The sequence below is a fragment of the Stenotrophomonas sp. T8 genome (genome assembly GCF_051853085.1).
Taxonomy (GTDB): Bacteria; Pseudomonadota; Gammaproteobacteria; order Xanthomonadales; family Xanthomonadaceae; genus Stenotrophomonas; species Stenotrophomonas sepilia.
Genome location: NZ_CP195329.1, coordinates 3,748,188 through 3,769,824, shown reverse-complemented (window position 1 = coordinate 3,769,824; position 21,637 = coordinate 3,748,188). Strand labels below are relative to the sequence as shown.

Genomic DNA, 21,637 nt, shown 5'->3' with positions numbered 1-21,637 from the left:
GTGGTCGTGCTCAGGCGGTGGGGTGGCCGGTATGCGGGGTCTGGATCAGTTCGGACAGATCGAAGCCCTGTAGGCGGGCCGCGGCCAGATAATGGTCCTGCACGGTCGCGTCCAGGCGTGGCTCGCGCGCCAGCAGCCACAGGTACTTGCGATCCGGGCTGCCGACCAGCGAGACGCTGTAGTCCGGGGCGACCTGGATCACCCAGTAGTCGCCCTTGGCGAACGGCAGCCAGCGCAGGCCCTTGGGCAGGAAGCTGACTTCCAGGCGCGCGCTGTCGTTGTCGACGGCGCAGGCCTCGCCGGTGGCCTCTTCGATCTCGCCATCCATGCGGCAGCGGTTGGTGACGCCGACGTTGCCGTTGTCGAGCAGGGTGTAGTGCGCCGATACATCGGTGCAGCCTTCCGGCTCGTGGCGCATCGGCAGGCGCGCGATCTCGTACCAGGTGCCCAGGTAGCGCGGCAGCTTGAGGTCGGCGACGGTCTTCAGCGGCGGGTGCTCGGTCATCGGTCATCGTGGCAGGGGCGGGCCTCCACGATGCCGATGGGCTCGCCATGGGCGGGTGAAGCCGGGGCGATGGCCGCGTCCAGAACGATCCGTCGCCGATGCGACGTGCCTGTTGTCACCGGCATGGCGGTATCCTGCCGCCAGCGCCGTGTTTTCCTGATCCAACCGAGGTGGAGGTGCCGATGTACCAGGTGATCCTGTTGAAGAGTGAATCCGCGTTCGCGCGCGAACAGTGGCCGCAGGTCGACGACCTGGTCGACTACGAGGGCGTCAGCTACAGCCTGCGAGCCGGCCCGCGCCAGCCACTGCCGACCGACCACGAGTGGCACCCGGTGGCGGTATATGCGCCCGATGAGATCACCGAGGAAGAGTTCCAGGACTGGTACGCGCTGCAGCAGCCGACCGTGGAAGAGCTGCGCCTGAAGTACTGATACTGCTGCACGTCCCCCATCCGCCGTTTACCGCCTGTGCCGTATAGTCGCGCGCAGGCGCGGTGGTCCGCGCGAACCGGTGTGGCTGCGTGTCTTCTTTCCTGCGATCGATCCGTGCACGGGGGCCCTGGTGGGTCCTGCTGCTGTGCACTGCCTTCCTGCTGTCCGCGCCGGTGCTGGCACAGGAGGAGGACCCCACGCCCAAGCAGCAGCTGGCGGACATCGATTCGCGGTTGAAGGATGTCGAGCGCAAGCGTGGCGATGCGGAAGCCACCGAGACGCTGGCGATGCTGTCCGAGAATGCCTCGCAGGCACGGCGTGACGCCGAGGCACTGGAAAAGGCACTGCAGCCCCAGCTGGATCGCATCAACGAGCAGCTGGCGCAGCTGGGAACGCCTGCCGAGGGCACCACGGAGCCGCCGGAGCTGGCAGCGCAGCGACGGGCCATAACCAGGCAGCGCGACGGGCTGGCCGCGTCGGTGGCCCAGGCCAAGGCCAGTGCCGTGCGTGCACAGCAGCTGGCGACCGACATCGAACAGCAGCGCACCGCACAACGCACGGAAGAACTGGGCCAGAAGGTCGCCTCGCCGCTGTCGCCTGCGTTGTGGAGCAAGGTGGCCGAGCGTCTGCCGATCGATATCGCGCGCGTTGCGCCGTTGGCCGAGCAGGGGCGTGACGCGCTGGTCGCCGGCATCCGCGCCCATGGCTGGGGCACGCCGTTGCTGGGCCTGCTGGCCGCGCTGGTGATGATGTTCCCGCTGCGGTTGTGGCTGCGCAGGCTGGGGCGGCAGTTCGCCGCGTCCGAGCGCGCGCCTGATGGACGACTGCGCCGGTCTGGCCTGGCGATGTGGCTGCTGCTGGTGGGCACGCTGCTGCCCGGTTATGCGGTAGTGGTGCTGATGGCGGCGCTGGATGCGATCGATGCCATCGCGCCGCGCCTGCAGGTGGTGGCTGACGGCCTGGAGACCGCCACCTTCCGTGCGGCCTTCATTGCCGCGCTCAGCGCCTGCCTGCTGGTGCCCAAGCGCCCGTCATGGCGGCTGTTGAACCTGGACGACACCGCCGCGCTGAAGCTGCGCAAGTATGCCTGGGGCGCGGCGGTGCTGGCCTGGCTGAGCACGGTGCTGGTGGCCCTCGACCAGGCTACGCGCACCAGCGACGTCACCACGGTGGCGTTGGACGGCCTGATTGCCCTGACCTACCTCGGCCTGATCATGGCCATGCTGGTGACCCTGGCGCGCCTGCATCGGCGGCAGACCGCCGAGGCCGAGGCCAAGCTGGAAGCACAGGCCGATGGCGTGGGAGCAACCACGCCCGTGCGCCGCAGCAGCTGGCTGGTACTTGCCCGAGTAGCGGGCAACATCGCGGTGGTGGCCGCCATCGTTGCCACGTTGCTGGGCTACCTGAATTTCGCCAGGTTCGTGAACCAGCAGCTGATCGGCGGCAGCATCGTAGTGCTGGCCGCAACCCTGCTGTTCAAGTTCGTCGATGACCTGAGCACCTGGATCCTCAACGCCGACAGCAAGGTCGGCCAGACCATCCTGCTCAGCACCGGCCTGAGCGTATCGCGGCTGGAACAGGCGGGCGTGCTGCTGTCGGCGGCGTTGCGCACCATCGTCGTACTGATCGCGCTGCTGGCGTTGGTGGCACCGTTCGGCAACATCGGCGCGGTGGTGGAGCGCTTCTCCTCGCTGTTCACGTCTGGATTCGACATTGGCGGAACCAAGCTGGAGCCGGTGCGCATCGTGCTGGCGGTGCTGGTGCTGCTGGCTGGCCTGGCCGTTACCCAGCTGGTACAGCGCTGGCTGACCGACACCTACCTGCCCAAGACCGAGCTGGACCTGGGCGCGCGCAATTCGGTGAGTACCGTTGCCCGCTATGTGGGGATCATCATCGCGGTGATCTGGGCGCTGAGCGCGATGGGGCTGCAGCTGAGCAAGCTGGCCCTGCTGGTCAGCGCGCTGTCGGTGGGTATCGGTTTCGGCCTGCAGGTGATCACCCAGAACTTCGTCTCCGGCCTGATCCTGCTGGCCGAGCGGCCGGTGAAGATCGGTGACTGGGTGAAGCTGGGTGACCAGGAGGGCGACATCCGCCGCATCAGCCTGCGTTCGACCGAGATCCAGGTGGGCGACAAGTCGACGTTGATCGTGCCCAACTCCGAGCTGGTCACCAAGACCGTGCGCAACATGACGATGGGCAACAACCAGGGCCGCATCCAGATCCAGTTCGCGGTGCCGCCCAGCACGGATGTCGGCAATCTGCGGCAGGCGCTGCTGGATGCGTACACCGCGCACACGAATGTGCTGAATCAGCCGGCACCGACGGTCTACATCGACAGCATTGCCGGTGGCCAGATCACCATCAACAGCTTCGCTTACGTTGCCAGCCCGCGGCAGGTGTACGCCACCCGCAGCGACCTGTACTTCAGCCTGCTGCAGATCCTGGCCGAGCGGAACATTCCGCTGTCGACCCCGACCGACATCCACATCATCCGCGATCCGCAGTAGTGCCGGCCGCTGGCCGGCAAGCTCAGCAGCAACAGCAACAGCAACAGCAACAGCAACAGCGTGCATTCCGTGGGATGGCGGGGCGGTGCCGGAGTGCGGGGACGCCGTGAATCCTTCCATGGAGGCTTGGCAGCCGCATCCATGCGGCTGACACCCCACACTCCGGCACCGCCCCGCCTTCGACAGATTTCCGCGATCTGTTGGAATTGCTTTTGGGGTCAGATCCGTTTTCCGGAGGAAAACGGATCTGACCCCATTTTGATTTTCGATAACTGACAGAGTGTGTCGACCAAGGTCGACACCCACCAACAGCACACGGAATCTGTCAAAGGTGGGGCGGTGTGGGTTGGCAGGACCGTTGGCGCCATGGATGGCGCCATCGAGCCCCCATGGACGGGTTTACGGCGTGTCCTGCCAACCCACACCGCCCCGCCATCCCACGGAATGCCAGCTGTTGCTGTTGCTTCTGAGGTTGCCGGCCAGCGGCCGGCACTACCACGGGTGGCAGGGCGCAGCCCTGCAAATAGCCCTACCCCCGCGGTCGGCTGCGCGAGGGCACCAGTGCGAATGTATCCACCGCCAGCTTCTCGGCGTGGTTCAACCACGCGCGGATCTCCAGATCGTCCACTTCGTGATCCAGCCCGAACGACACGTTGATCTTGCCGTTGGCATCGGGCTGCACCCACTGCTGGGCCAGCACCACCTTGCGCTGCGAGGACACCGCTTCGATCCAGAAGCCGCGGTCCGGGCGAGTGCTCGCCACCAGTTGCAGCATGTACTGGCCGGCACGCGTACGGCGTCCCTTCTGGGTGATCATGTGTGCCTGGCGCACGCTCGGGCGCGGGCCCTGGAGCGTATCCAGCGGTGCATCCACCGCGATGCCACCGCGCAGGTCGTTGTCGCGGTACAGCTTGATGCCATTGTCGCGGTTGACGAGCAGGGCGCACCAGTCGCCGTCGGCCGAGCCGTCCTCGAACGCGGTACAACGGTCGACGTAGGCCAGGGTGTTGTCCGGGTTGGCATCATCGAACTGGCGCGAGGTGTTTTCCAGATACACGGACTTCAGGCCCCAATCCTTGTCGTACTCCAGCAGCACCGGCGGTTGCACGTGCTGCAGGCCAACGACCACCTGGTCATCGCCATCGATCTTCAGCTCGCGGGTCGGCTGGCCCAGCCACAGCGAACGGGCGAAGGCCAGGTACTGCGGGTAGTCGCGGCCATTATCGCGGCGTGCGGCCACGCTGGCGCTGGGCGCGCGCTGCGGGTCGATCAGCGAACGGCCAAAGCCCATCGTCTTCAGGTTCGGGTCCAGCAGGCTGAGCAGGGTCGCACCGGAATCCAGGGTGGTGCCAGCGTCGGCACTGAGCTGCTGCGGGGCAATGCCGTCGCCAAGGAACAGCAGCAGGTTCTCGCGCTTCTGCTTGGCCAGCACGTGGCTGAGATCGTTGGGCATCGCCAGGTGGTCGGAGGCGATCACGATCAGCGTGTCCTTCCCATACGGGCTGGCCTGGATGCGCTCGACCAGCTGTGAGATCAGGCGGTCGGTGCACTTGAGTGCATTGAGCAGGCCGATGTTGCCGTACCCGCTCCGGTAGCGCTCGCCCTTGCACGACACCGGCAGGTGGCCCGCCGGGTGGTGGGTGTCCATGGTCAGCGTGGTCAGCATGAACGGTGAACCGGCGCGCGAGAGCTGCTCGAAGCGCTGGTAGGCGGTGTCCAGCAGCACGTCGTCGTGCACGCCCCAGGCCGAGTAGTGGATGCGGCCGATCTTCTTCTGCTGCTTGAACCATGCCAGGTCATGCACTTCGTCAAAGCCATGGCTGGCCAGGAACTGGCCCTTGCCAGCGAACTGGCCGTTGGCGCCGCCCAGGTAATGGTTGGTGTAGCCCTGCTGCTTCAGGTAGTCGCCCAGGCACACCGCCTTGGGCAGGAAACTGCCCATGCGGTCCATGCTGTTCTCGTCGCCCTGCGAGGTGGTCAGCGGCACGCCGCACATTGACGACACCAGGCCGGCGATGGTCCAACCGCTGCCTTCGGCCGAGGCCAGGCCACGCACGTCAAGCGACTTGGACGCCAGGCGGTTGAGGTTGGGCATCAGGCCGGGAAACACGGCCTCGTCCAGATAGGTGCGTTCCAGGCTTTCACCGTAGATCCATACGATGTTGCGCGGGCGCTGCAGCGGTTGAGTCGGCACCTGGTACTCGGGGGCGATACGGGCGAAATCGACCGGGCGCAGCTGCTGGTAGAGGCGTTGGCCGTCACGGGCCAGCGGGCTGATCAGGATCGTGGCCACCCACACGGTCGCGAAGCCGGCGAACAGCGCGCCACCGTGGCCGGGCCGGCGCCAGCGCTTCACCCGCGTGGCAAACAGCGGCAGCAGCGAGACCAGCGCCAGCACGATGAAGCCGGCGATGTAGCCCTTGAAGTCGGAGACACCAGCGCCTTCCATGTCGGCGCCGAGGTGATAAAGCGTGGCGGCGTTGAGCCCATCACCGGACAGCTTGTCGATCAGCCACCACGCGCTGAGCATCAGCAACAGCAGCGAGAATGCACCGGCCTTCCACCACACCCACTTGTTGGACGCGAGGAACAGCCAGCACAGCAGCAACAACGACAACAGCAGTATCCAGAGCATAGGCAGCTTCGGCAGTGACGGGGTGGTGGCGATGGACGTCGTACCGACGCGTGTCCATCCGACCGGCGCTGCTGCAAGCACATCCACATGACAGGCCGATGACCCGATAGTGCATGCACGAAGCTGACTGAAATGTTTGTTGAAAGGATGCGCGTGCAATCACGCCGCGAAGGTAAAACGAGCGTGAAAGGCTTCGTTGGATTGCATTAAAAACCGCATGAATACGCGGCTTTTCGCCAATGCATCAGCGGTGCCCGCGTTCCTCGCGCGCCCGCGCGCGACGATCGAACAGCAATGCACTGGTAACGATGCCCAGCCCCAGCACCACGCCGATCAACAGCAGTATCAGTGCGATGAGGGGATAGCCAAACAGGTGCCAGCCGGTGTCGATCTTCATCATCATTGCCGCAGCCATGATCAACGCGGCGCTGATGATGCCGGCCGCCACGCGGTTGGCGATCTTCTGCAGGTTCTCCATCAGGCGTGATTCTTCCAGCCCGGTCACCTTCATCTGCAGGCGGTTCTCGGCCAGCAGCGCCATGATGTCCGACAGCTTGCGCGGCCCGTCGCGCAGCAGCTGCTGCAGCTCCATCGCCTCGCTGGCGATGTTGGCCGCCGACAGGGATTTCTTCAGGCGCGCGCGCATCACGTGCTGCAGCTGGCGCTCGACGATGCGGCGCGTGTCCAGCTCCGGCGCCAGCAGCCGGCACACGGTTTCCAGGTTGAGCAGGGCCTTGCCCAGCAGGCTCAGTTCCGGCGGCGTGCGCAGCCCGCAGGCAGTGGCGATGCGCACCATGTCCAGCACCACGCGGCCTTCCGAGAAGCTGCCACTGGCGGCGTAGCGCGCGATCAGCTGGCCGGTCTCGCGCAGGTAGCGCTCTTCGTCGAAGGCCTCCAGCCGCGTACTGATGCTGATCAGATCGTCGGCCACTTCTTCGCCGCGGCCATCGACGGCGGCGAACAGGATCTTCAGCAGCCGCTCGCGCAGGCGCGGCGGCATGTGCGCGACCATGCCCAGGTCGAAGATCGCCAGCCGGCCATCGGGCATCACCCGCAGGTTGCCCGGGTGCGGGTCGGCATGGATCTCGCCATGCACGAAGATCTGGTCCAGGTAGCCGCGGATCAGCGCCGCTGCCAGCGGATCCATGTCCTGCTCGGTGCGGCGCACGCCAGAGATCGCATCCACGCGCACGCCGGTGGCGAGCTCCATGGTCAGCACGCGCTGGCTGCTGTAGTCCCAGATCGGCTGCGGTACCCACAGGCGGCGGAAGGGCCGCAGATGCCGTCCGAAGCGGGCCAGGTTTTCGGCCTCGGTGTGGTAGTCCAGCTCCTGCATCAGGGTCTTGGCGAACTCGTTGAGCCAGTCGCGCAGGCGCACGCGGCGGCCCACCTGGGTCAGATGATCGGCGGCCAGCGCAAAGCTGCGCAGCGCTTCCAGGTCCGAGCGCAGCTGCGCGGCCACTTCAGGCTTCTGCACTTTCACTGCCACCTGGCGGCCATCGTGCAGCACCGCGCGATGTACCTGCGCGATCGACGCACAACCCAACGGCTCGGGATCGAACGAGGCAAACAGCTTGTTCACCCCCACCCCCAGCTCCTGCTCGATGATGGCGTGGATGCGCTCGACCGGGATCGGCGCCACCTTTTCCTGCATGCGTTCCAGGGCGGTGGCGAACTCCACCGGCACCATGTCCGGGCGGGTGGACAGCATCTGGCCCAGCTTGACGAAGGTCGGCCCCAGGGCCTCCAGGTCACTGACGAACTGTTCCGGGTTGCCATCGGCGGGCACGTCGGCCTGGTTGCTGGCGGCGTCCAGATTCATGCCGGAGAACACGCCCGAATGGCGGTAGCGCAGCAGCAGGCGCAGGATCTGGCTGCGCCGGTTCATGCCTTTGACCAGCGGAGGATTGCCATTGGCGGTGGGCGGATTGCTCAAGCGGAACTCCCATGCGGCAAGGACGGTAGTGCCGGCCGCTGGCCGGCTATGTCCGGATTCGGCAGTGTCGCCGGGGGAAGGTGGGCATGCGGTGAACCCCGCAGCTATCGCAGAGGCCGGCGGATCGGTCAGAATCCGCTCATTCCCATTCTTGGACGCCCCATGGCCGGTGCCAGCCTGTTTGCCCTGCTCGACGATATCGCCTCCCTGCTCGACGATGTCTCGGTCCTGACCAAGGTCGCGGCGAAGAAGACCGCCGGTGTGCTGGGCGACGATCTGGCGCTGAACGCGCAGCAGGTGACCGGAGTCAACGCCAACCGCGAACTGCCGGTGGTCTGGGCGGTGGCCAAGGGCTCGCTGGTCAACAAGGTCATCCTGGTGCCGGCGGCGCTGGCGATCAGTGCGCTGGAAGCCTGGCTGCACAGCCGCGGCTGGAACGTGCCGCTGATCGTGCCGCTGATGATGATCGGCGGTGCCTTCCTGTGCTTCGAAGGCGTGGAGAAGCTGGCGCACCGCTTCCTGCATTCCTCCGATGACGATGCCGAGCGCCAGGCCGAACGCCGCAAGGCGCTGGCTGACGCGCAGGTAGACATGGTCGCGTGGGAGAAGGACAAGGTGAAGGGCGCGATCCGCACCGACTTCATCCTTTCGGCCGAGATCATCGTGCTCACCCTGGGCGTGGTCGCCACTGCGTCGTTCACCAACCAGATCCTCACGCTGAGCGTGGTCGCACTGGCGATGACCCTGTTCGTCTATGGGCTGGTGGCGGGCATCGTCAAGCTCGATGACGTTGGGCTGTACCTGTCGCGCAAGGGCGGTGCCATTGCCGCCTTCGGTCGCGGGCTGGTGGCGTCGGCGCCGTGGCTGATGAAGTTCCTGTCGGTGGCCGGCACCATCGCCATGTTCCTGGTCGGCGGCGGCATCCTGGTGCACAACGTGCCGGCCCTGCACCACGCGGTGCAGGCGCTGGGCGGCGAAGGGCAGTGGGGCTGGCTGGTGAGCGCGGTGGGCAACATGGTGGTCGGCATCATCGCCGGCGCCATCGTGCTGGCAGCGGTGACCGGGTTCCAGAAGCTGCGCGGGAAATGATCTGTAGAGCCGAGCCCACGCTCGGCTGCTCTACGGCGCTGCGCGCCGCCGCCTGAGCATGGGCTCGGGCGCTACAGCGTCTGCACGCTGGATCATCAGCCCGCCTGCACGCGGTTCTTGCCCTGCCGCTTGGCCGCATACAGCGCGTCATCGGCGCGCCGCAGCAGGGTTTCGGTATCGTCACCGGGCTGCCACTGCGCCAGCCCGGCGCTGAAATGCACCGGCACGCGCTGCTCCTGCACGGTCAGCACGCGATGGGCCAGCGAGCGCTGCAGGCGCTGCACGGTGGCCATGCTGTCGGCGCCCTGGGTTTCCGGCAGCACCAGCACGAACTCGTCGCCGCCCAGCCGTGCGATGCCGTCGGTGGCGCGCAGCAGCAGCTTGCACACGGCCACCAGGTGCTGCAGCAACGCATCGCCACCGGCATGCCCGTGCGCGTCGTTGGTCTGGTGGAAATCATCCAGGTCGATCACCGCTACGCCCAGCGGTGAGTTGTTGCGCGCGGCTCGGGCTAGCTCGCGCTCCAGCAGTTCGTCCAGGCCACGGCGGTTCAGCGCCTGGGTCAGTGGATCGATGCGTGCCAGGTCACCAGCGGCGCGCAGTTCCTGCTCCAGCTCGGCAATGCGCTGCTCTGCACGCTCCACTTCCTGCCGCGCATTGGCCAGGTGATCGCGGGCCTGTGCGGCCTGCTGCTGCACTTTGCCGGTATCGCGCATCACCTCCTGCAGCAGCTGGTTGAGGTCGGCGATGCTGCGCGCCTCGCGCAGCTGCAATGCGTAGCTGCCAATGCGGTCGTGATACTCGCCGGTACTGGTCGCCATGCCGTCCATGCGCTCGATGAACTCGCCCATCAGCCCACGCATCGCCGCCTTCGAATCGTCGATGCCCTGGCGCAGCAGACCCTGCTTGTAGATCACTTCGCGCAACTCGGCGCGGGTGCGCTCGACTGCCTCGGCTTCCAACGGACCGTCCAGCAACTGGCGCACCGCCGCGATCTGGCCCTGCAGCCAGCTGCGGTCATCCAGCAGCTCGCTGACGTTCTCCAGCAGCAGCGCGAACAGCTCCAGCAGCAGCGCCTGCTGCTCCTGCCAGCTTTCGGCACGCACGCCGACCTGGTGGCCAAGTTCGCGCACGCCCTGTTCGATTGGTTCCAGGGCCGTGCCCGGCTGCCATTGGCGCAGGCGCAGGGCCAGCGCCTGCGCCTGCTCGCGCAGGTCCGGGTCGTGCTGCAGCAGGGCCACCACCGCACCGCCCAGCAGCAGCCGCAGCTGCTCGGACAGGCGCAGGCTTTCCGGCTGCCCGTCCGGCGAATGCTGCTCGATGGTACGGATGTACTTGTCGATCAGCTGCCGCATCGCGCGCCCATAGCGCGGCCAATCGGCGCTGGCCTGTGCCGACTGCAGGCGGTCGCCCATGTCGCCCAGTTCGCCGGGCAGGGTGGCCATGCCGTTGGCGAACGCTGCCAGCAGCGGTTCCGGCGCATCGGCGCCCGCGAACAGCTGCTGCAGGGCCACGCCACCGCCGCCCTGCAGCACCACGCGGTCACCCCGCCCATCGTCCACGACCGCGCGCACGCGTGCCGGCGGCCCAAGGGCGGTACCGGGGGCAGGGCGGTGGTCGGGCTGGTCCGTCATGGAGCGAATCCTGGGGCTGGCAGGGACTGGTTCCAGCATATCGGCGCGGCCGCCGAGGGCTTGAACGGCTAGGATGGGCGACAGGATGCCGCAGTGGAGGTGGTGATGCGCGTGATGTTGCTGGGGGCGACCGGCCTGGTCGGTGGGCTGACCCTGCGCAGGCTGCTGGACGACCCGCGCTGCGGCGCCGTGGTTGCCCCGACCCGCCGCCCCCTGGCGTTGACTCACGGGAAGCTGGAGAACCCGGTGCTGGCATTCGAAGCGTTGCCCACTTCGCCAGAATGGGCGCGCGTTGACGCGGTCATCTGCGCGCTGGGCAGCACCATCGCCCAGGCCGGCAGCCGCGAGGCCTTCCATCGCATCGATCATGACTACCCGTTGGCGTTCGCACGCCTGGCAAAAGCACAGGGGGCGCAGACCTATGTGCTGAATTCCGCAGCCGGCGCCAACCCACAGTCGTCGATCTTCTACAGCCGGGTGAAGGGGGAGCTGGAGCGGGACCTGCGCGCGCTGGGCTTCAATTCGTTGACCCTGGTCCGCCCAGGGCTGATCGGGGGCGAGCGCAACGAGGTGCGTCGTGGCGAGCGCCTGGCGCTGACGGTGCTGGGCGCTTTGGGGCCGGTCTTGCCGCGTGCGTGGCGGATCAATCCGGCCACCGAGATTGCCAGGGCGCTGGTCGAGGCTGCGTTGGCCCCGCAGCCGGGCGAGCACGTGGTGGCGTCGCGCACGCTGGTCGGCTGATGTCGCGAGCGCTGCGCCTGACCCAGCTGCTGCAGCTGCTGCGCCGTCATCGACGGCCGGTGGCCGGGCAGGCGCTGGCCGAAGCGCTGGGCATCAGCCTGCGCACGCTGTACCGCGATATCGAGACCCTGCGCGAGCAGGGCGCCGACCTGCGTGGCGAGGCCGGCGTCGGTTACCAGCTGGCACCCAGCGATACCTTGCCTCCCATGACCCTGCCACCGGCCGAGATCGACGCGCTGGTGCTGGGCCTGCGCTGGGTCGCCGCGCGCACCGAGCCGGCGCTGGCCGAGGCCGCACGTGATGCCCTGGCGCGTATCGCCCATGTGTTGCCTGCGGCACGCCGCGAGGCATTGCGTGACAGTGGCCTGCGCGTGGGACCTTCGCGTGCTGCGGCCAAGGTGCCGGCAGCACGCCTGCAGGCTGTGCGCGAAGCCGTGGGATCGCAGCAGCGCCTGAAGTTCGCTTACGAGGATGCGCAAGGCCGGCGCACTGAGCGCATTGTCTGGCCGTTCGCGCTGGGCTACTTCGATGAAGTGCCGATGCTGGCGGCGTGGTGCGAGCGCCGCGAGGATTTCCGCCATTTCCGGCTGGATCGCATCCGCCAGGTGCGTGTGCTGGAGGACCGCTACCGCGTGCCGCGCGCCACCCTACTGCGGCGCTGGCAGAAGGCCCAGGGCATCGCGCCGGACTGGCTGGATCGCTCATAACCACAGCAACAGCCGAGAGCGGGGGGAGAGTCGACTCTACCGGTAGTCCCCTCTACTGACAGAATGTGTCAGCAGGCCCATACCACCATGAATGCTCCCAACAACGGAGCTTCCCCATGTTCACACCCAGTACCCTGCTGCAGTACGTGCACGACGTCGCCACCAGCGCAACCTTCTACAGTGGCATCCTCGGCAAACCACCGGTTGAACAGTCGCCCGGCTTTGCGCTGTTCCTGCTCGGTGATGGTGCCGCACTCGGCCTGTGGCAGCGCGATGACGTGCAGCCTCCGGTGTCCGCGCAGGCCGGTGCCGCCGAACTGGCGATGGTGGTCTCCAACCCCGACGCCGTGCAGCAGATGCACGATGCGTGGCGCGCGCTGGGCGTGCAGATCCTGCAGGCACCAACAACGCTGGAATTCGGCCACACCTTCGTCGGCGCCGATCCGGATGGTCATCGCCTGCGTGTGTACAGCCGTGCCGAGGGTATGGTCGCGCGCGATTGATCGCAGGCGATCTGTAGCCGAGCCCATGCTCGGCTTGCTTCTTGCCTTCATCCACGCATGACGTGGATAAATTGCAACGCAGCCGAGCATGGCTCGGCTCTACAGTAGAGCGGCACAAAAAAACGCCGGGCATTGCCCGGCGTTTTCTCCAAGTCATGTGCCAACCAACGGTTGGCACCTACCGGTCAGGTGGCCGATCAGCTGGCCAGCGCCAGGTCGTCCATCATCGCGCGCAGGAAGCGGGCGGCTTCGCCGCCGGTCGCCGCGCGGTGATCGAAGGTGACCGACAGCGGGATTACCTTGTGCGCTTCCACGCCGCCCATCACCGGGGTCATCTGGTGGCGGGCACGGCCGGCACCGACGATGGCCACGCACGGCGGCACCACGACCGGGGTCGCGTAGCGGCCGGCGAACATGCCGAAGTTGGACAGCGAGATGGTGTAGCCGCTCAGTTCCGAGGCGGCGATCGAACGCGATTCCACCTGCTCGCGCAGGCGGTTGACGCCTTCGCGGATGCCGCGTGCGTCGAGCATGTCGGCATTGCGCAGGGCCGGCACGAACAGGCCGTCGTCGGTGTCCACGGCGATGCCGATGTCTACCTGCGCGTGCAGGGTGCGGGTCAGCGCTTCACCGTCGAACCAGGCGTTCATCGCCGGCACCTTCTGTGCGGCAACGACAATGGCGCGAACCAGGCGGGCGGTGACGTCGTTGCCCGGCAGCCAGGCGTGGATGTCGGCGTCGTCGTTCAGCGTGGTCGGCACGACCTTGCTGTGCGCATCGGCCATGACGCGGGCCATGTTGCGGCGCACGCCCTTCAGCGGTTCCGGCTGGCCCTTGGCGACCACGCCCGGCGGCTGGGTGCGCATCGGCTTGCCGGCGGCGGACAGCGGGGTGCGGGCTTCGCTCTGCACCGGGGCAGACACCTGCGCCGGGGTGGGTGCGGCATACGCGGCGGCAACCGGTGCCGGGGCGGCGCCGAGTTTGGCGGTGCCGTTGGCGGCGGCCTGCTTGACGTCGGCCATGGTCACCGCACCATCGGTGCCGGTAGCGGCCACGCGGCTCAGGTCCACGCCCAGCTTGCGCGCCATCGCACGCACGGCCGGCACGGCCTTGACGCCACCGACGGCCAGCGCCTGCTCGGCGTGCACGGCATTGGAGCTCTGCATCGCGCCGACCACGGTACCGGCGTCGTCACGCTCGGCAGCGGCGGGCTTGGCTTCTTCCGCGACCACCGGTGCGGCTGCGGCAGGCAGCGGCGGCGGGGTCGGCGCCGCCGGTGCGGCGTGGCCATGGCTGTGGCCGGTGTCCTGGCCATCGGCACGCTGCGGCAGGTTCGGGTCCAGTTCGAAGCTGGCCAGCACCGAGCCGGTCGGGATGATGTCGCCGGCGCCGCCGGACAGCTTCAGCACCTTGCCGGAGAACGGCGAGGGCACTTCCACCACGGCCTTGGCGGTCTCCATCGACACCAGCGGCTCGTCCAGCTTGATCACATCGCCTTCCTTGACGAACCACTCGACGATGGTCGCGTCCGGCAGGCCTTCGCCCAGGTCGGGCAGGTTGAAGTTCTTGGTCTGGCTCATTTGCAGTTCTCTTCCAGCAGTTCCAGTTCGCGGGCCGGCAGCCAACCCGTCGCGCCATTGGCGCGCTCGGACCACCACCACCCGCCGTGTTCGTGATGAAGCTTCACCATCTCGCCGCTTTCCACATCCAGCTCGCGGGCGTCGTAGTCGCACAGGGCTTCGGCGCGACCCTCGTCCAGCAGCTGCAACCAGGCGATGGGCGCCCATCCAGCGCGCCCATCGTTGGTGCGTACCCAGGCAAACGCCGGCCATTCCTCGTCACGTACACCTACTTCGACGATCTGGCCGGTGTGGAACCGGAGCGGGTTGGGATACTGGCTGCGGTAAGCCCCCAGAAGGCGGGCCCGCATGTCAGCCGGCCGCCACCGCGCGCTTGGCCGCCGCCACGATCCGCTCAACGCTCGGCAGGTACTTCATTTCCAGGCGGAACAGCGGAATGTGGGTGTCGTAGCCAGTGACGCGCTCGACCGGGGCCAGCAGGTCGTAGATCGATTCCTCGGCCAGGCGCGCGGCGATCTCGGCGCCGAAGCCCGCGGTCTTCGGGGCCTCCTGCACGATCACGCAGCGGCCGGTCTTGGCCACCGATTCGGCGATGGTGGCGAAGTCCAGCGGGCGCAGCGTGGCCACGTCGATGACTTCGGCACTGATGCCTTCGCCGGCCAGCTTGTCGGCCGCCTCCAGGGCTTCCTTCACCTGCGCGCCCCAGGTCACCAGGGTCACGTCGGTGCCGTCGCGCAGCACGAAGCAGACGTCCAGCGGCAACGCTTCGCCGTCGTTGACGACCACTTCCTTGTACTGGCGATAGATGCGCTTGGGCTCCATGTAGATCACCGGATCCGGCTCGCGGATCGCAGCCAGCAGCAGGCCGTAGGCACGCTGCGGCGACGACGGCAGCACCACGCGCAGGCCCGGCACGTTGGTGAAGATCGCCTCGTTGGCTTCGCTGTGGTGTTCCGGCGCGCGGATGCCACCGCCCCACGGCACGCGCAGCACCATCGGGCAGTGCAGACGGCCACGCGTGCGGTAACGCAGGCGTGCGGCATGGCAGACGATATGGTCGACCATCGGGTACATGAAGCCGTCGAACTGGGCTTCGGCCACCGGCTTCATGCCCTGTGCGGCCAGGCCGATGGTCAGGCCGGCGATGGTGGTTTCGTCCAGCGGGGTGTCGAGGATGCGGTCCGAGCCGAAGCGCTGCTGCAGGCCGGCAGTGGCGCGGAACACGCCGCCGTTGACGCCCACGTCTTCGCCCAGCACCAGCACCGACGGGTCGTGTTCCAGCTCCCAGGCCAGGGCCTGGGTGATGGCTTCGATGAGGGTGATCGGGGTGGTGGTCATGCTGTCATCTCCGCGCGCGACCGCAGCGCTGTCGGCGGCGTTGGTGTGCGCGCCGGGCGCGCCGTTCTTGATCTCATCCATGGCGCTTCTCCAGGGCGATCGCCTGGGCACGCTGGGCCAGCAGGTCCGGCGGCGGATCGGCATACAGGAAGTCGAACATCGCCTCGACCGGCTGCACCGGCGTGTTGAGGTACAGGTTCACTTCCTCGTCCACGCGCGTGCCGCACTCGGCGACCCAGGCGGTTTCCTCTTCTTCGCTCCACACACCGGCGTTGATCAGGTACTTGCGCAGGCGCAGCATCGGCTCGCGCTGCCAGGCATCCTTCACTTCGGCGTCGTCGCGGTAGCGGCGCGCGTCATCGGCGGTGGTGTGGTCGGACAGGCGGTAGGTCATCAGTTCCAGCACGGTGCCACCGTCGCCGGCCAGCGCACGTTCGCGCGCCTGTTCCATTGCCGCCAGCACCGCGATCAGGTCGTTGCCGTCCACCTGCAGGCAGTGCAGGCCGCCCGCCAGGCCCTTCTGCGCCAGCGTTTCGGCACCGGTCTGGGCCGAGCGCGGCACCGAGATGGCCCAGCCGTTGTTGACGATGCACAGAATCAGCGGCAGCTTGTAGGCGCCGGCCGAGTTCAGTGCCGCGTAGAAGTCGGTCTTGGAGCTGCCGCCGTCGCCGCACACCGCCACGGCGATCTGCGGTTCCTTGTTGAGCTTGAACTTCAGCGCAGCACCTGCCGCATGCAGGCACTGGGTGGAAATCGGCACGCAGAACGGGAAGTCCCTGGCCGCGTTGCCGCCGTAATCGTTGCCGCGTTCGTCGCCGCCCCAGTACATCAGCACGTCGTGCGGGCGTACGCCACGCATGAACATCGCGCCATACTCGCGGTACGAAGGCGCGAACACGTCGTCCTTCTGCATCGCCGCGCCGATACCCACGTGCGCGGCTTCATGGCCCAGGCAGGCGGCATACGTGCCGAGCTTGCCGGTGCGCTGCAGCGCGATGGATTTGCTGTCGAACGTACGTACGAACAGCATCTGCTTGAACAGCGGTACCAGCACCTTGGGGTCGCGCAGCGACGCGGGCAGGTCGTCACGGACGAGCGTGCCGTCCGTGTCCAGGTACTGCAGGTATTCGATCTTGAATTCAGCGGCAACCGTCATTGCGTACTGCACCTTCGACAGAGAAGTTACAAATGATATGAATCGCCATGTTAAGGAACGCGTACGGAATAGCCTTCCTGCGCCGCAACACGGAGATTCCCCGTTTTACCCCTGCCGGCGGGTGGGGGGCCAATAACAACAACGTATTCAGTCGTTGCTGCAAAGCATCAGAATACGCCTCTGGCTGACCGCTGGCGCAACGACCCGATCGGTTCCACGCGCAGGGCCCGCATCGGCCAATGCTCCACGGGGCACCGCACGCCCCGGTAATGGACGGCGCGGCTGCCCGCGCGGCTGGCAACGCGCTACCCTTGCCGCCCCCGATCTGGCCGCACCCATGTCCGTCGACAACAACCAACGCGATCTCGAAGCTGGTATCCACACCGACCTGCAGGGGCGCCTGACCTACGGCGGCTACCTGCGGCTGGACCAGCTGCTCAGCGCGCAGCAGCCGCTGTCCAGCCCGCCGCACCATGACGAGATGCTCTTCATCATCCAGCACCAGACCTCGGAGCTGTGGCTGAAGCTGCTGGGCCACGAACTGCGTGCCGCGATCGGCTTCCTGCAGCGCGATGAAGTCTGGCAGTGCCGCAAGGTGCTGGCGCGCAGCAAGCAGGTGCTGCGCCAGCTGACCGAGCAGTGGTCGGTGCTGGAAACGCTGACCCCGTCCGAATACATGGGCTTCCGCGACGTGCTGGGCCCGTCGTCGGGCTTCCAGTCGCTGCAGTACCGCTACATCGAGTTCCTGCTGGGCAACAAGAACGCGCAGATGCTGCAGGTGTTCGAGCACGACCCGGCCGGGCAGGCGCAGCTGCGCACCGTGCTGGAGGCGCCCAGCCTGTACGAGGAATTCCTGAAGTACCTGGCCCGCTTCGGCCATGCAGTGCCGGCGGTCTACGAGGCCCACGACTGGACCCAGCCGCACGTGGCCGACGACGCATTGCAGCCGGTCTTCGAGCGCATCTACCAGGACACCGACCGCTACTGGCGCGAGTATGCGCTGTGCGAGGACCTGGTGGACCTGGAGACGGCTTTCCAGCTGTGGCGATTCCGACACATGCGCACCGTGATGCGGGTGATCGGCTTCAAGCGCGGCACCGGCGGTTCGTCCGGCGTGGGCTTCCTGGCCAAGGCGCTGGAACTGACCTTCTTCCCCGAGCTGTTCCAGGTGCGCACCAGCCTGCAGGCCGTGCCCCCGGCAGCGCTGGGCTGATCCCCATTCAGCTTGGTTCCCGGCCCGCGGCTGGATCGTTTCAGATGCAAGTTCAGGGAGCAGGCTGCCACGTGCCTCAAACGGCGTGTATTTGACGTGAACGCCAGAAGTCGGTGATCCTCGCGCGTTGCTCCAACTGCACAGCGGACGTGCTCGTCATCCACCGAACCAGGAAATCCGCATGAGCGTAAACGCCACTGCGAACACCCCAGAGCCGGCACTGCCGGACTTCAAGACCACGCTGGGCCACCCGCGCCCGTTGTGGATGCTGTTCATGACCGAGTTCTGGGAACGCTTTGCGTTCTACGGCATCCGCTGGGCGTTGGTGCTCTACATCGTTGCCCAGTTCTACAACGGCAGCGCTGCCGGTGAAGGCGACGCCAGCCGCATCTATGGCGCCTACCTGGCCCTGGTGTACGCCGCGGCCATCTTCGGCGGCTACGTGGCCGACCGGGTACTGGGCTACCAGCGCTCGATCCTGACCGGCGCGATCATCATGGCCGCCGGCCTGTTCATGATCTCGCTGCCGCAGGAGCACATCTTCAAGCTCGGCCTGGCCACGATCATCGTCGGCAACGGCCTGTTCAAGCCCAACATCTCGACCATGGTCGGCAAGCTGTACGGCCTGAAGGACGAGCGCCGCGATTCGGGCTTCACCATCTTCTACATGGGCATCAACATTGGCGCGATGATCGCCCCGGTGCTGACCGAGTACCTGGCCCGCAAGGTCTTCGGTACCGATGCCATGCCGTCCTACAAGGTCGTGTTCATCGCTTCGGGCGTGGGCATGCTGATCTCGCTGGTGTGGTTCTACATCGGTCGCGCCGGCCTGAAGGGCATCGGTGCACCGCCGGCCGGCGCTGAAGGCTTCGGCCGCATCATCATGGTGCTGGCCGGTGCCGTGGTCGCCATCCCGGTCGCGTACTTCCTGCTGGCCACCGGCGCCACCGCGCTGGCCTGGATCCTGGGCGCGATGTTCACGGCCCTGGCCGTGCTGCTGCTGGTCGAGGGCATCCGCGAGGGCAAGGTGCAGCGCGACCGCGTGATCGCCATGCTGATCATCTTCGCCTTCAACGTGATGTTCTGGATGTTCTTCGAGCAGGCCGGCAGCTCGTTCACCTTCCTGGCCGAGAACATTGTCAACCGCCAGTTCGGCAGCTGGACCTTCCCGACCGCGTGGTTCCAGTCGGTCAACTCGGTGGCGATCATCACCCTGGCCCCGGTCATCGCCTGGATCTGGGTGGCGATGGGCCGCGCCAATCCGTCCATCCCGCGCAAGTTCGGCCTGGGCCTGCTGTTCAACGGCGCCGCCTTCGCGCTGCTGATGTTCGCCCTGTCGCAGATGGTCGTGGACGGCAAGATCCCGTTCTGGACCCTGTTCATGGTCTACGTCATCCAGTCCGTGGGTGAGCTGTGCCTGTCGCCGATCGGCCTGTCGATGGTGACCAAGCTGGCCCCGGTGCGCCTGGTCGGCTTCGGCATGGGTGGCTGGTTCCTGTCCACCGGCATCGGCAACAACCTGTCGGGCATCTTCGCTGGCGTGGTCAGTGGTGAAGGCGGCATGACGGTCGAGTCGGCCCTGAAGGGGTATACCTTCGGGTTCTGGGCCCTGATCGGCTCCGGCGTGGTGCTGTTCCTGATCGCCCCGCTGATCAACAAGCTGATGCACGGCGTCAAGTAATGATGAGAGGGTAGAAGGCATGCGTAGCAAGCTCGGTGGTGCAATGGTGGTGGTCTGTGCGGCGCTGATCGGCGCCTGTTCCCAACCGCAACCGCCTGCCACCGCCGAGCCCACGCAGCCGCTGGATACCCGACCCACCGAGCCACCGGTCGCTGACCCCAGCGAACCGGTGGCCTCGGGCAACACCCCGGTGGCGGCAGATATCGCCGCCATCGCCGGGCTCGGTGCGCAGTTCGACCCGGCCCGCAACCCCGCCGATGACCTGGCCACCGCCAAGGTGGAAGCCCAGCGCGGCAAGAAGCGCATCCTGCTCGAGATCGGCAACGCCGCCTGCGATCGCTGCCGGGCGCTGGACGAAATGGTCGAGGGCAACGGCGACCTGCGCCGCTTCCGCGACGCCCATTACGTGTGGGTGAAGGTCAACGCCAGCGACGAACAGCCCAACACGGCCTTCTTCGCCCAGTTCCCGGTGATGGAGCGCGACTACCCGCACCTGCTGGTACTGGACGCCGATGGCAGCCTGCTGGTCTCGCAGGCCACTGCTGAGCTGCGCAAGGGCGAAGCCTTCCAGCCTGCGCGGGTGAGCGCGTTCCTCAAGCAGTGGGCACCTGACCGGTAGTGCCGGCCGCTGGCCGGCAGGGTGGGGAGGGGCCGGCCGCTGGCCGGCACTGATGCCGGGTCGCATCCACGCATGGCGTGGCTCTACTGCGCGCGCCGTCACACTCCCTGAATCGGCATCTCAACTTCGCAACGCGCTCGCCGTTACCGGCAAGGACCTCAGTCGACATCCCGTCGATGCTACCTACCGGAACGCCCATGCACAGCGACCACGCCGAACGATTGCCCGAACCTGCCAGCCACCTGGCCGAGGGTGGGGCAGGCGAGGGCGTGACTTTGCCGGCGCAGGAAACCCTGTTGGACGACGCCGGCACCGGCGAGGACACCGTCGAACTGGCCCCGCCGCGCCATCGCCTGCCGCAGATCGCGCTGCCCGATAACGTGGTGCTGAAGGGTGCGGTGCAGAAACTGGTCGAGCAGAAGGCGCGGCTTGATGCGCTGGCCGCCGAAGGCCAGCTGGCCGGGCTGCTGCCGCCGGAATGGCAGGGCCATGGCGCGCGCGCGATCGAGCTGTCCACCTTCATCCAGGGCGTGCTGCCGTTCCTGCAGACCGGGGAGCGTGGCGAAACCGCGCCTGCCCGTCTGCCGGTGCGGCACGTGCTGGGGAATGACAGCCGATGGGGCCTGGAGGATGTCACCGAGCCGAAGTCGTTGGCGTGGTACCTGGCCAGTGACGAGCGCGCCACGGCGGGCAGCAAGGACGTGGCGGAGGCGTACCTGGTGGGTGCGCTGGGCCTGGCGTGGATGCAGGAAGGGCGCAGCCGCCCGGGCTTCCTGCGTGCGATGGGCCAGGACAGTCTGGCGGCGCGGGTGACCATGCTGGGTTATCCGCCCGCCAACGAACTGGCGCTGTACAACGTCACCGCGCAGGGACAGCCGCAGATCTGGTGCGTGCATGGCCGCCGCCGCATGCGCCCGCTGGTGGCGCCGTGGCTGAGCGTGCCGCTGCTGACCGCTTACGGCGTGCCGGCCCCGGTGGCGTGGCCGTCCAGCTTCCCACCGGTGGAGGCCGTGGCCGAACTGCTGGCGACCGCCCGCCTGGGGCGCGCGCTGCCGGAAGTGGATCTGGGCAAGGTGGTGGCGAAGATCGCCGAGGATGCCGCGTCCGACGCCTGGCAACCGGTCAGCCTGCTGCAGCTCAATACCTGGTCACCGCGCTGGCATTTCTTCCTGGGCACCTTCGTCGGCCTGCCGTCGCTGCTGCTGGTGGCTGCGGCGCTGGCGCTGCCCGGGGCCGTCGAAGCCGCCACGGTTGCCGCCTCGCTGGGCTTCGCCGGCGGCGCCATCGCAGCACTGGCCGTGCCGTGGATCCACGCAAGGCGCAAGCACTTGAGCTGAAAAAAGGGGACGGAGGGGATTAAGT

General features: G+C 67.2%; 17 protein-coding genes and 1 pseudogene. 10 read left to right on the top strand and 8 right to left on the bottom strand.

The genetic code is table 11. From position 1 onward, the window contains the following. Positions 1-10 precede the first annotated feature (10 nt). The gene (locus ACSDHM_RS17510) at positions 11-505 is read right to left on the bottom strand and encodes a lipocalin family protein (protein WP_005419954.1); all 495 of its coding nucleotides are present in this window, start codon (positions 503-505) and stop codon (positions 11-13) included. A gap of 182 nt (positions 506-687) precedes the next feature. Between ACSDHM_RS17510 and ACSDHM_RS17505 the strand changes: the two genes are divergently transcribed. After that, positions 688-936: a hypothetical protein gene (locus tag ACSDHM_RS17505; RefSeq protein WP_005419952.1), complete on the top strand. Its 249-nt coding sequence runs from the start codon at positions 688-690 to the stop codon at positions 934-936. 89 nt (positions 937-1,025) lie between these two features. Continuing rightward, positions 1,026-3,443, top strand: coding sequence for a DUF3772 domain-containing protein (locus ACSDHM_RS17500; protein ID WP_439426451.1), 2,418 nt, complete (start codon positions 1,026-1,028; stop codon positions 3,441-3,443). Between the two features lie 529 nt (positions 3,444-3,972). On the opposite strand, the gene ACSDHM_RS17495 is transcribed toward ACSDHM_RS17500, so the two are convergent. Then, positions 3,973-6,078, bottom strand: coding sequence for a phosphoglycerol transferase I (locus ACSDHM_RS17495; protein ID WP_227836814.1), 2,106 nt, complete (start codon positions 6,076-6,078; stop codon positions 3,973-3,975). Positions 6,079-6,322: 244 nt separating this feature from the next. Then, positions 6,323-7,969 (bottom strand): annotated as a pseudogene (locus ACSDHM_RS17490) (ABC1 kinase family protein); the annotation flags it as partial. 207 nt (positions 7,970-8,176) lie between these two features. Here ACSDHM_RS17490 and ACSDHM_RS17485 point away from each other — a divergent pair. Next, positions 8,177-9,103, top strand: coding sequence for a DUF808 domain-containing protein (locus ACSDHM_RS17485; RefSeq protein WP_111008320.1), 927 nt, complete (start codon positions 8,177-8,179; stop codon positions 9,101-9,103). A gap of 95 nt (positions 9,104-9,198) precedes the next feature. Here ACSDHM_RS17485 and ACSDHM_RS17480 read toward each other — a convergent pair whose 3' ends face one another. Beyond that, positions 9,199-10,737 (bottom strand): GGDEF domain-containing protein, encoded by a 1,539-nt coding sequence (locus tag ACSDHM_RS17480; protein ID WP_072168894.1) that lies wholly within the window; start codon positions 10,735-10,737, stop codon positions 9,199-9,201. Positions 10,738-10,842: 105 nt separating this feature from the next. Between ACSDHM_RS17480 and ACSDHM_RS17475 the strand changes: the two genes are divergently transcribed. The 3 genes from ACSDHM_RS17475 (at position 10,843) to ACSDHM_RS17465 (ending at position 12,688) form a co-directional block, all read left to right on the top strand. Next, positions 10,843-11,478, top strand: coding sequence for an NAD-dependent dehydratase (locus ACSDHM_RS17475; protein WP_172412147.1), 636 nt, complete (start codon positions 10,843-10,845; stop codon positions 11,476-11,478). Continuing rightward, entirely contained in the window at positions 11,478-12,185 is a 708-nt protein-coding gene (locus ACSDHM_RS17470) for a helix-turn-helix transcriptional regulator (protein WP_439426450.1), read from the top strand. Before ACSDHM_RS17475 ends, ACSDHM_RS17470 begins: the two co-directional genes overlap by 1 nt. Before the next feature lie 116 nt (positions 12,186-12,301). After that, the gene (locus tag ACSDHM_RS17465; protein ID WP_072168897.1) at positions 12,302-12,688 is read left to right on the top strand and encodes a VOC family protein; all 387 of its coding nucleotides are present in this window, start codon (positions 12,302-12,304) and stop codon (positions 12,686-12,688) included. 197 nt (positions 12,689-12,885) lie between these two features. On the opposite strand, the gene ACSDHM_RS17460 is transcribed toward ACSDHM_RS17465, so the two are convergent. The 4 genes from ACSDHM_RS17460 to pdhA are packed head-to-tail and all read right to left on the bottom strand — an operon-like array spanning position 12,886 to position 16,762. Then, positions 12,886-14,268, bottom strand: coding sequence for a dihydrolipoamide acetyltransferase family protein (locus ACSDHM_RS17460; RefSeq protein WP_439426449.1), 1,383 nt, complete (start codon positions 14,266-14,268; stop codon positions 12,886-12,888). Then, positions 14,265-14,618, bottom strand: a complete 354-nt coding sequence (locus tag ACSDHM_RS17455; RefSeq protein ID WP_005411349.1) for an SH3 domain-containing protein — start codon at positions 14,616-14,618, stop codon at positions 14,265-14,267. The genes ACSDHM_RS17460 and ACSDHM_RS17455 overlap by 4 nt, the downstream gene beginning before the upstream one ends. A gap of 1 nt (position 14,619) precedes the next feature. Beyond that, a complete protein-coding gene (locus tag ACSDHM_RS17450) occupies positions 14,620-15,687 on the bottom strand; it encodes an alpha-ketoacid dehydrogenase subunit beta (protein WP_005419896.1) in 1,068 nt (355 codons plus the stop codon). Next, positions 15,680-16,762, bottom strand: coding sequence for a pyruvate dehydrogenase (acetyl-transferring) E1 component subunit alpha (gene pdhA, locus ACSDHM_RS17445; protein WP_010482685.1), 1,083 nt, complete (start codon positions 16,760-16,762; stop codon positions 15,680-15,682). The genes ACSDHM_RS17450 and pdhA overlap by 8 nt, the downstream gene beginning before the upstream one ends. A 337-nt stretch (positions 16,763-17,099) precedes the next feature. Between pdhA and ACSDHM_RS17440 the strand changes: the two genes are divergently transcribed. The 4 genes from ACSDHM_RS17440 to ACSDHM_RS17425 all read left to right on the top strand — a co-directional run bounded on the left by ACSDHM_RS17440 (position 17,100) and on the right by ACSDHM_RS17425 (position 21,612). After that, complete coding sequence (locus ACSDHM_RS17440) at positions 17,100-17,975, top strand: tryptophan 2,3-dioxygenase (RefSeq protein ID WP_061480234.1); 876 nt, start codon at positions 17,100-17,102, stop codon at positions 17,973-17,975. 181 nt (positions 17,976-18,156) lie between these two features. Then, positions 18,157-19,656: a peptide MFS transporter gene (locus tag ACSDHM_RS17435; RefSeq protein ID WP_005419890.1), complete on the top strand. Its 1,500-nt coding sequence runs from the start codon at positions 18,157-18,159 to the stop codon at positions 19,654-19,656. 19 nt (positions 19,657-19,675) lie between these two features. After that, positions 19,676-20,275, top strand: a complete 600-nt coding sequence (locus ACSDHM_RS17430) for a thioredoxin family protein (RefSeq protein ID WP_111008323.1) — start codon at positions 19,676-19,678, stop codon at positions 20,273-20,275. Between the two features lie 197 nt (positions 20,276-20,472). Next, positions 20,473-21,612, top strand: a complete 1,140-nt coding sequence (locus ACSDHM_RS17425; RefSeq protein WP_439426448.1) for a hypothetical protein — start codon at positions 20,473-20,475, stop codon at positions 21,610-21,612. Positions 21,613-21,637 lie beyond the last annotated feature (25 nt).

Bases quoted from the DNA above. Each gene is read 5' to 3' on its own strand.
- ACSDHM_RS17510 (WP_005419954.1), bottom strand. From the start codon at position 505: ATGACCGAGCACCCGCCGCTGAAGACCGTCGCCGACCTCAAGCTGCCG.
- ACSDHM_RS17505 (WP_005419952.1), top strand. From the start codon at position 688: ATGTACCAGGTGATCCTGTTGAAGAGTGAATCCGCGTTCGCGCGCGAA.
- ACSDHM_RS17495 (WP_227836814.1), bottom strand. From the start codon at position 6,078: ATGCTCTGGATACTGCTGTTGTCGTTGTTGCTGCTGTGCTGGCTGTTC.
- ACSDHM_RS17485 (WP_111008320.1), top strand. From the start codon at position 8,177: ATGGCCGGTGCCAGCCTGTTTGCCCTGCTCGACGATATCGCCTCCCTG.
- ACSDHM_RS17480 (WP_072168894.1), bottom strand. From the start codon at position 10,737: ATGACGGACCAGCCCGACCACCGCCCTGCCCCCGGTACCGCCCTTGGG.
- ACSDHM_RS17475 (WP_172412147.1), top strand. From the start codon at position 10,843: ATGCGCGTGATGTTGCTGGGGGCGACCGGCCTGGTCGGTGGGCTGACC.
- ACSDHM_RS17470 (WP_439426450.1), top strand. From the start codon at position 11,478: ATGTCGCGAGCGCTGCGCCTGACCCAGCTGCTGCAGCTGCTGCGCCGT.
- ACSDHM_RS17465 (WP_072168897.1), top strand. From the start codon at position 12,302: ATGTTCACACCCAGTACCCTGCTGCAGTACGTGCACGACGTCGCCACC.
- ACSDHM_RS17460 (WP_439426449.1), bottom strand. From the start codon at position 14,268: ATGAGCCAGACCAAGAACTTCAACCTGCCCGACCTGGGCGAAGGCCTG.
- ACSDHM_RS17455 (WP_005411349.1), bottom strand. From the start codon at position 14,618: ATGCGGGCCCGCCTTCTGGGGGCTTACCGCAGCCAGTATCCCAACCCG.
- ACSDHM_RS17450 (WP_005419896.1), bottom strand. From the start codon at position 15,687: ATGGATGAGATCAAGAACGGCGCGCCCGGCGCGCACACCAACGCCGCC.
- pdhA (WP_010482685.1), bottom strand. From the start codon at position 16,762: ATGACGGTTGCCGCTGAATTCAAGATCGAATACCTGCAGTACCTGGAC.
- ACSDHM_RS17440 (WP_061480234.1), top strand. From the start codon at position 17,100: ATGTCCGTCGACAACAACCAACGCGATCTCGAAGCTGGTATCCACACC.
- ACSDHM_RS17435 (WP_005419890.1), top strand. From the start codon at position 18,157: ATGAGCGTAAACGCCACTGCGAACACCCCAGAGCCGGCACTGCCGGAC.
- ACSDHM_RS17430 (WP_111008323.1), top strand. From the start codon at position 19,676: ATGCGTAGCAAGCTCGGTGGTGCAATGGTGGTGGTCTGTGCGGCGCTG.
- ACSDHM_RS17425 (WP_439426448.1), top strand. From the start codon at position 20,473: ATGCACAGCGACCACGCCGAACGATTGCCCGAACCTGCCAGCCACCTG.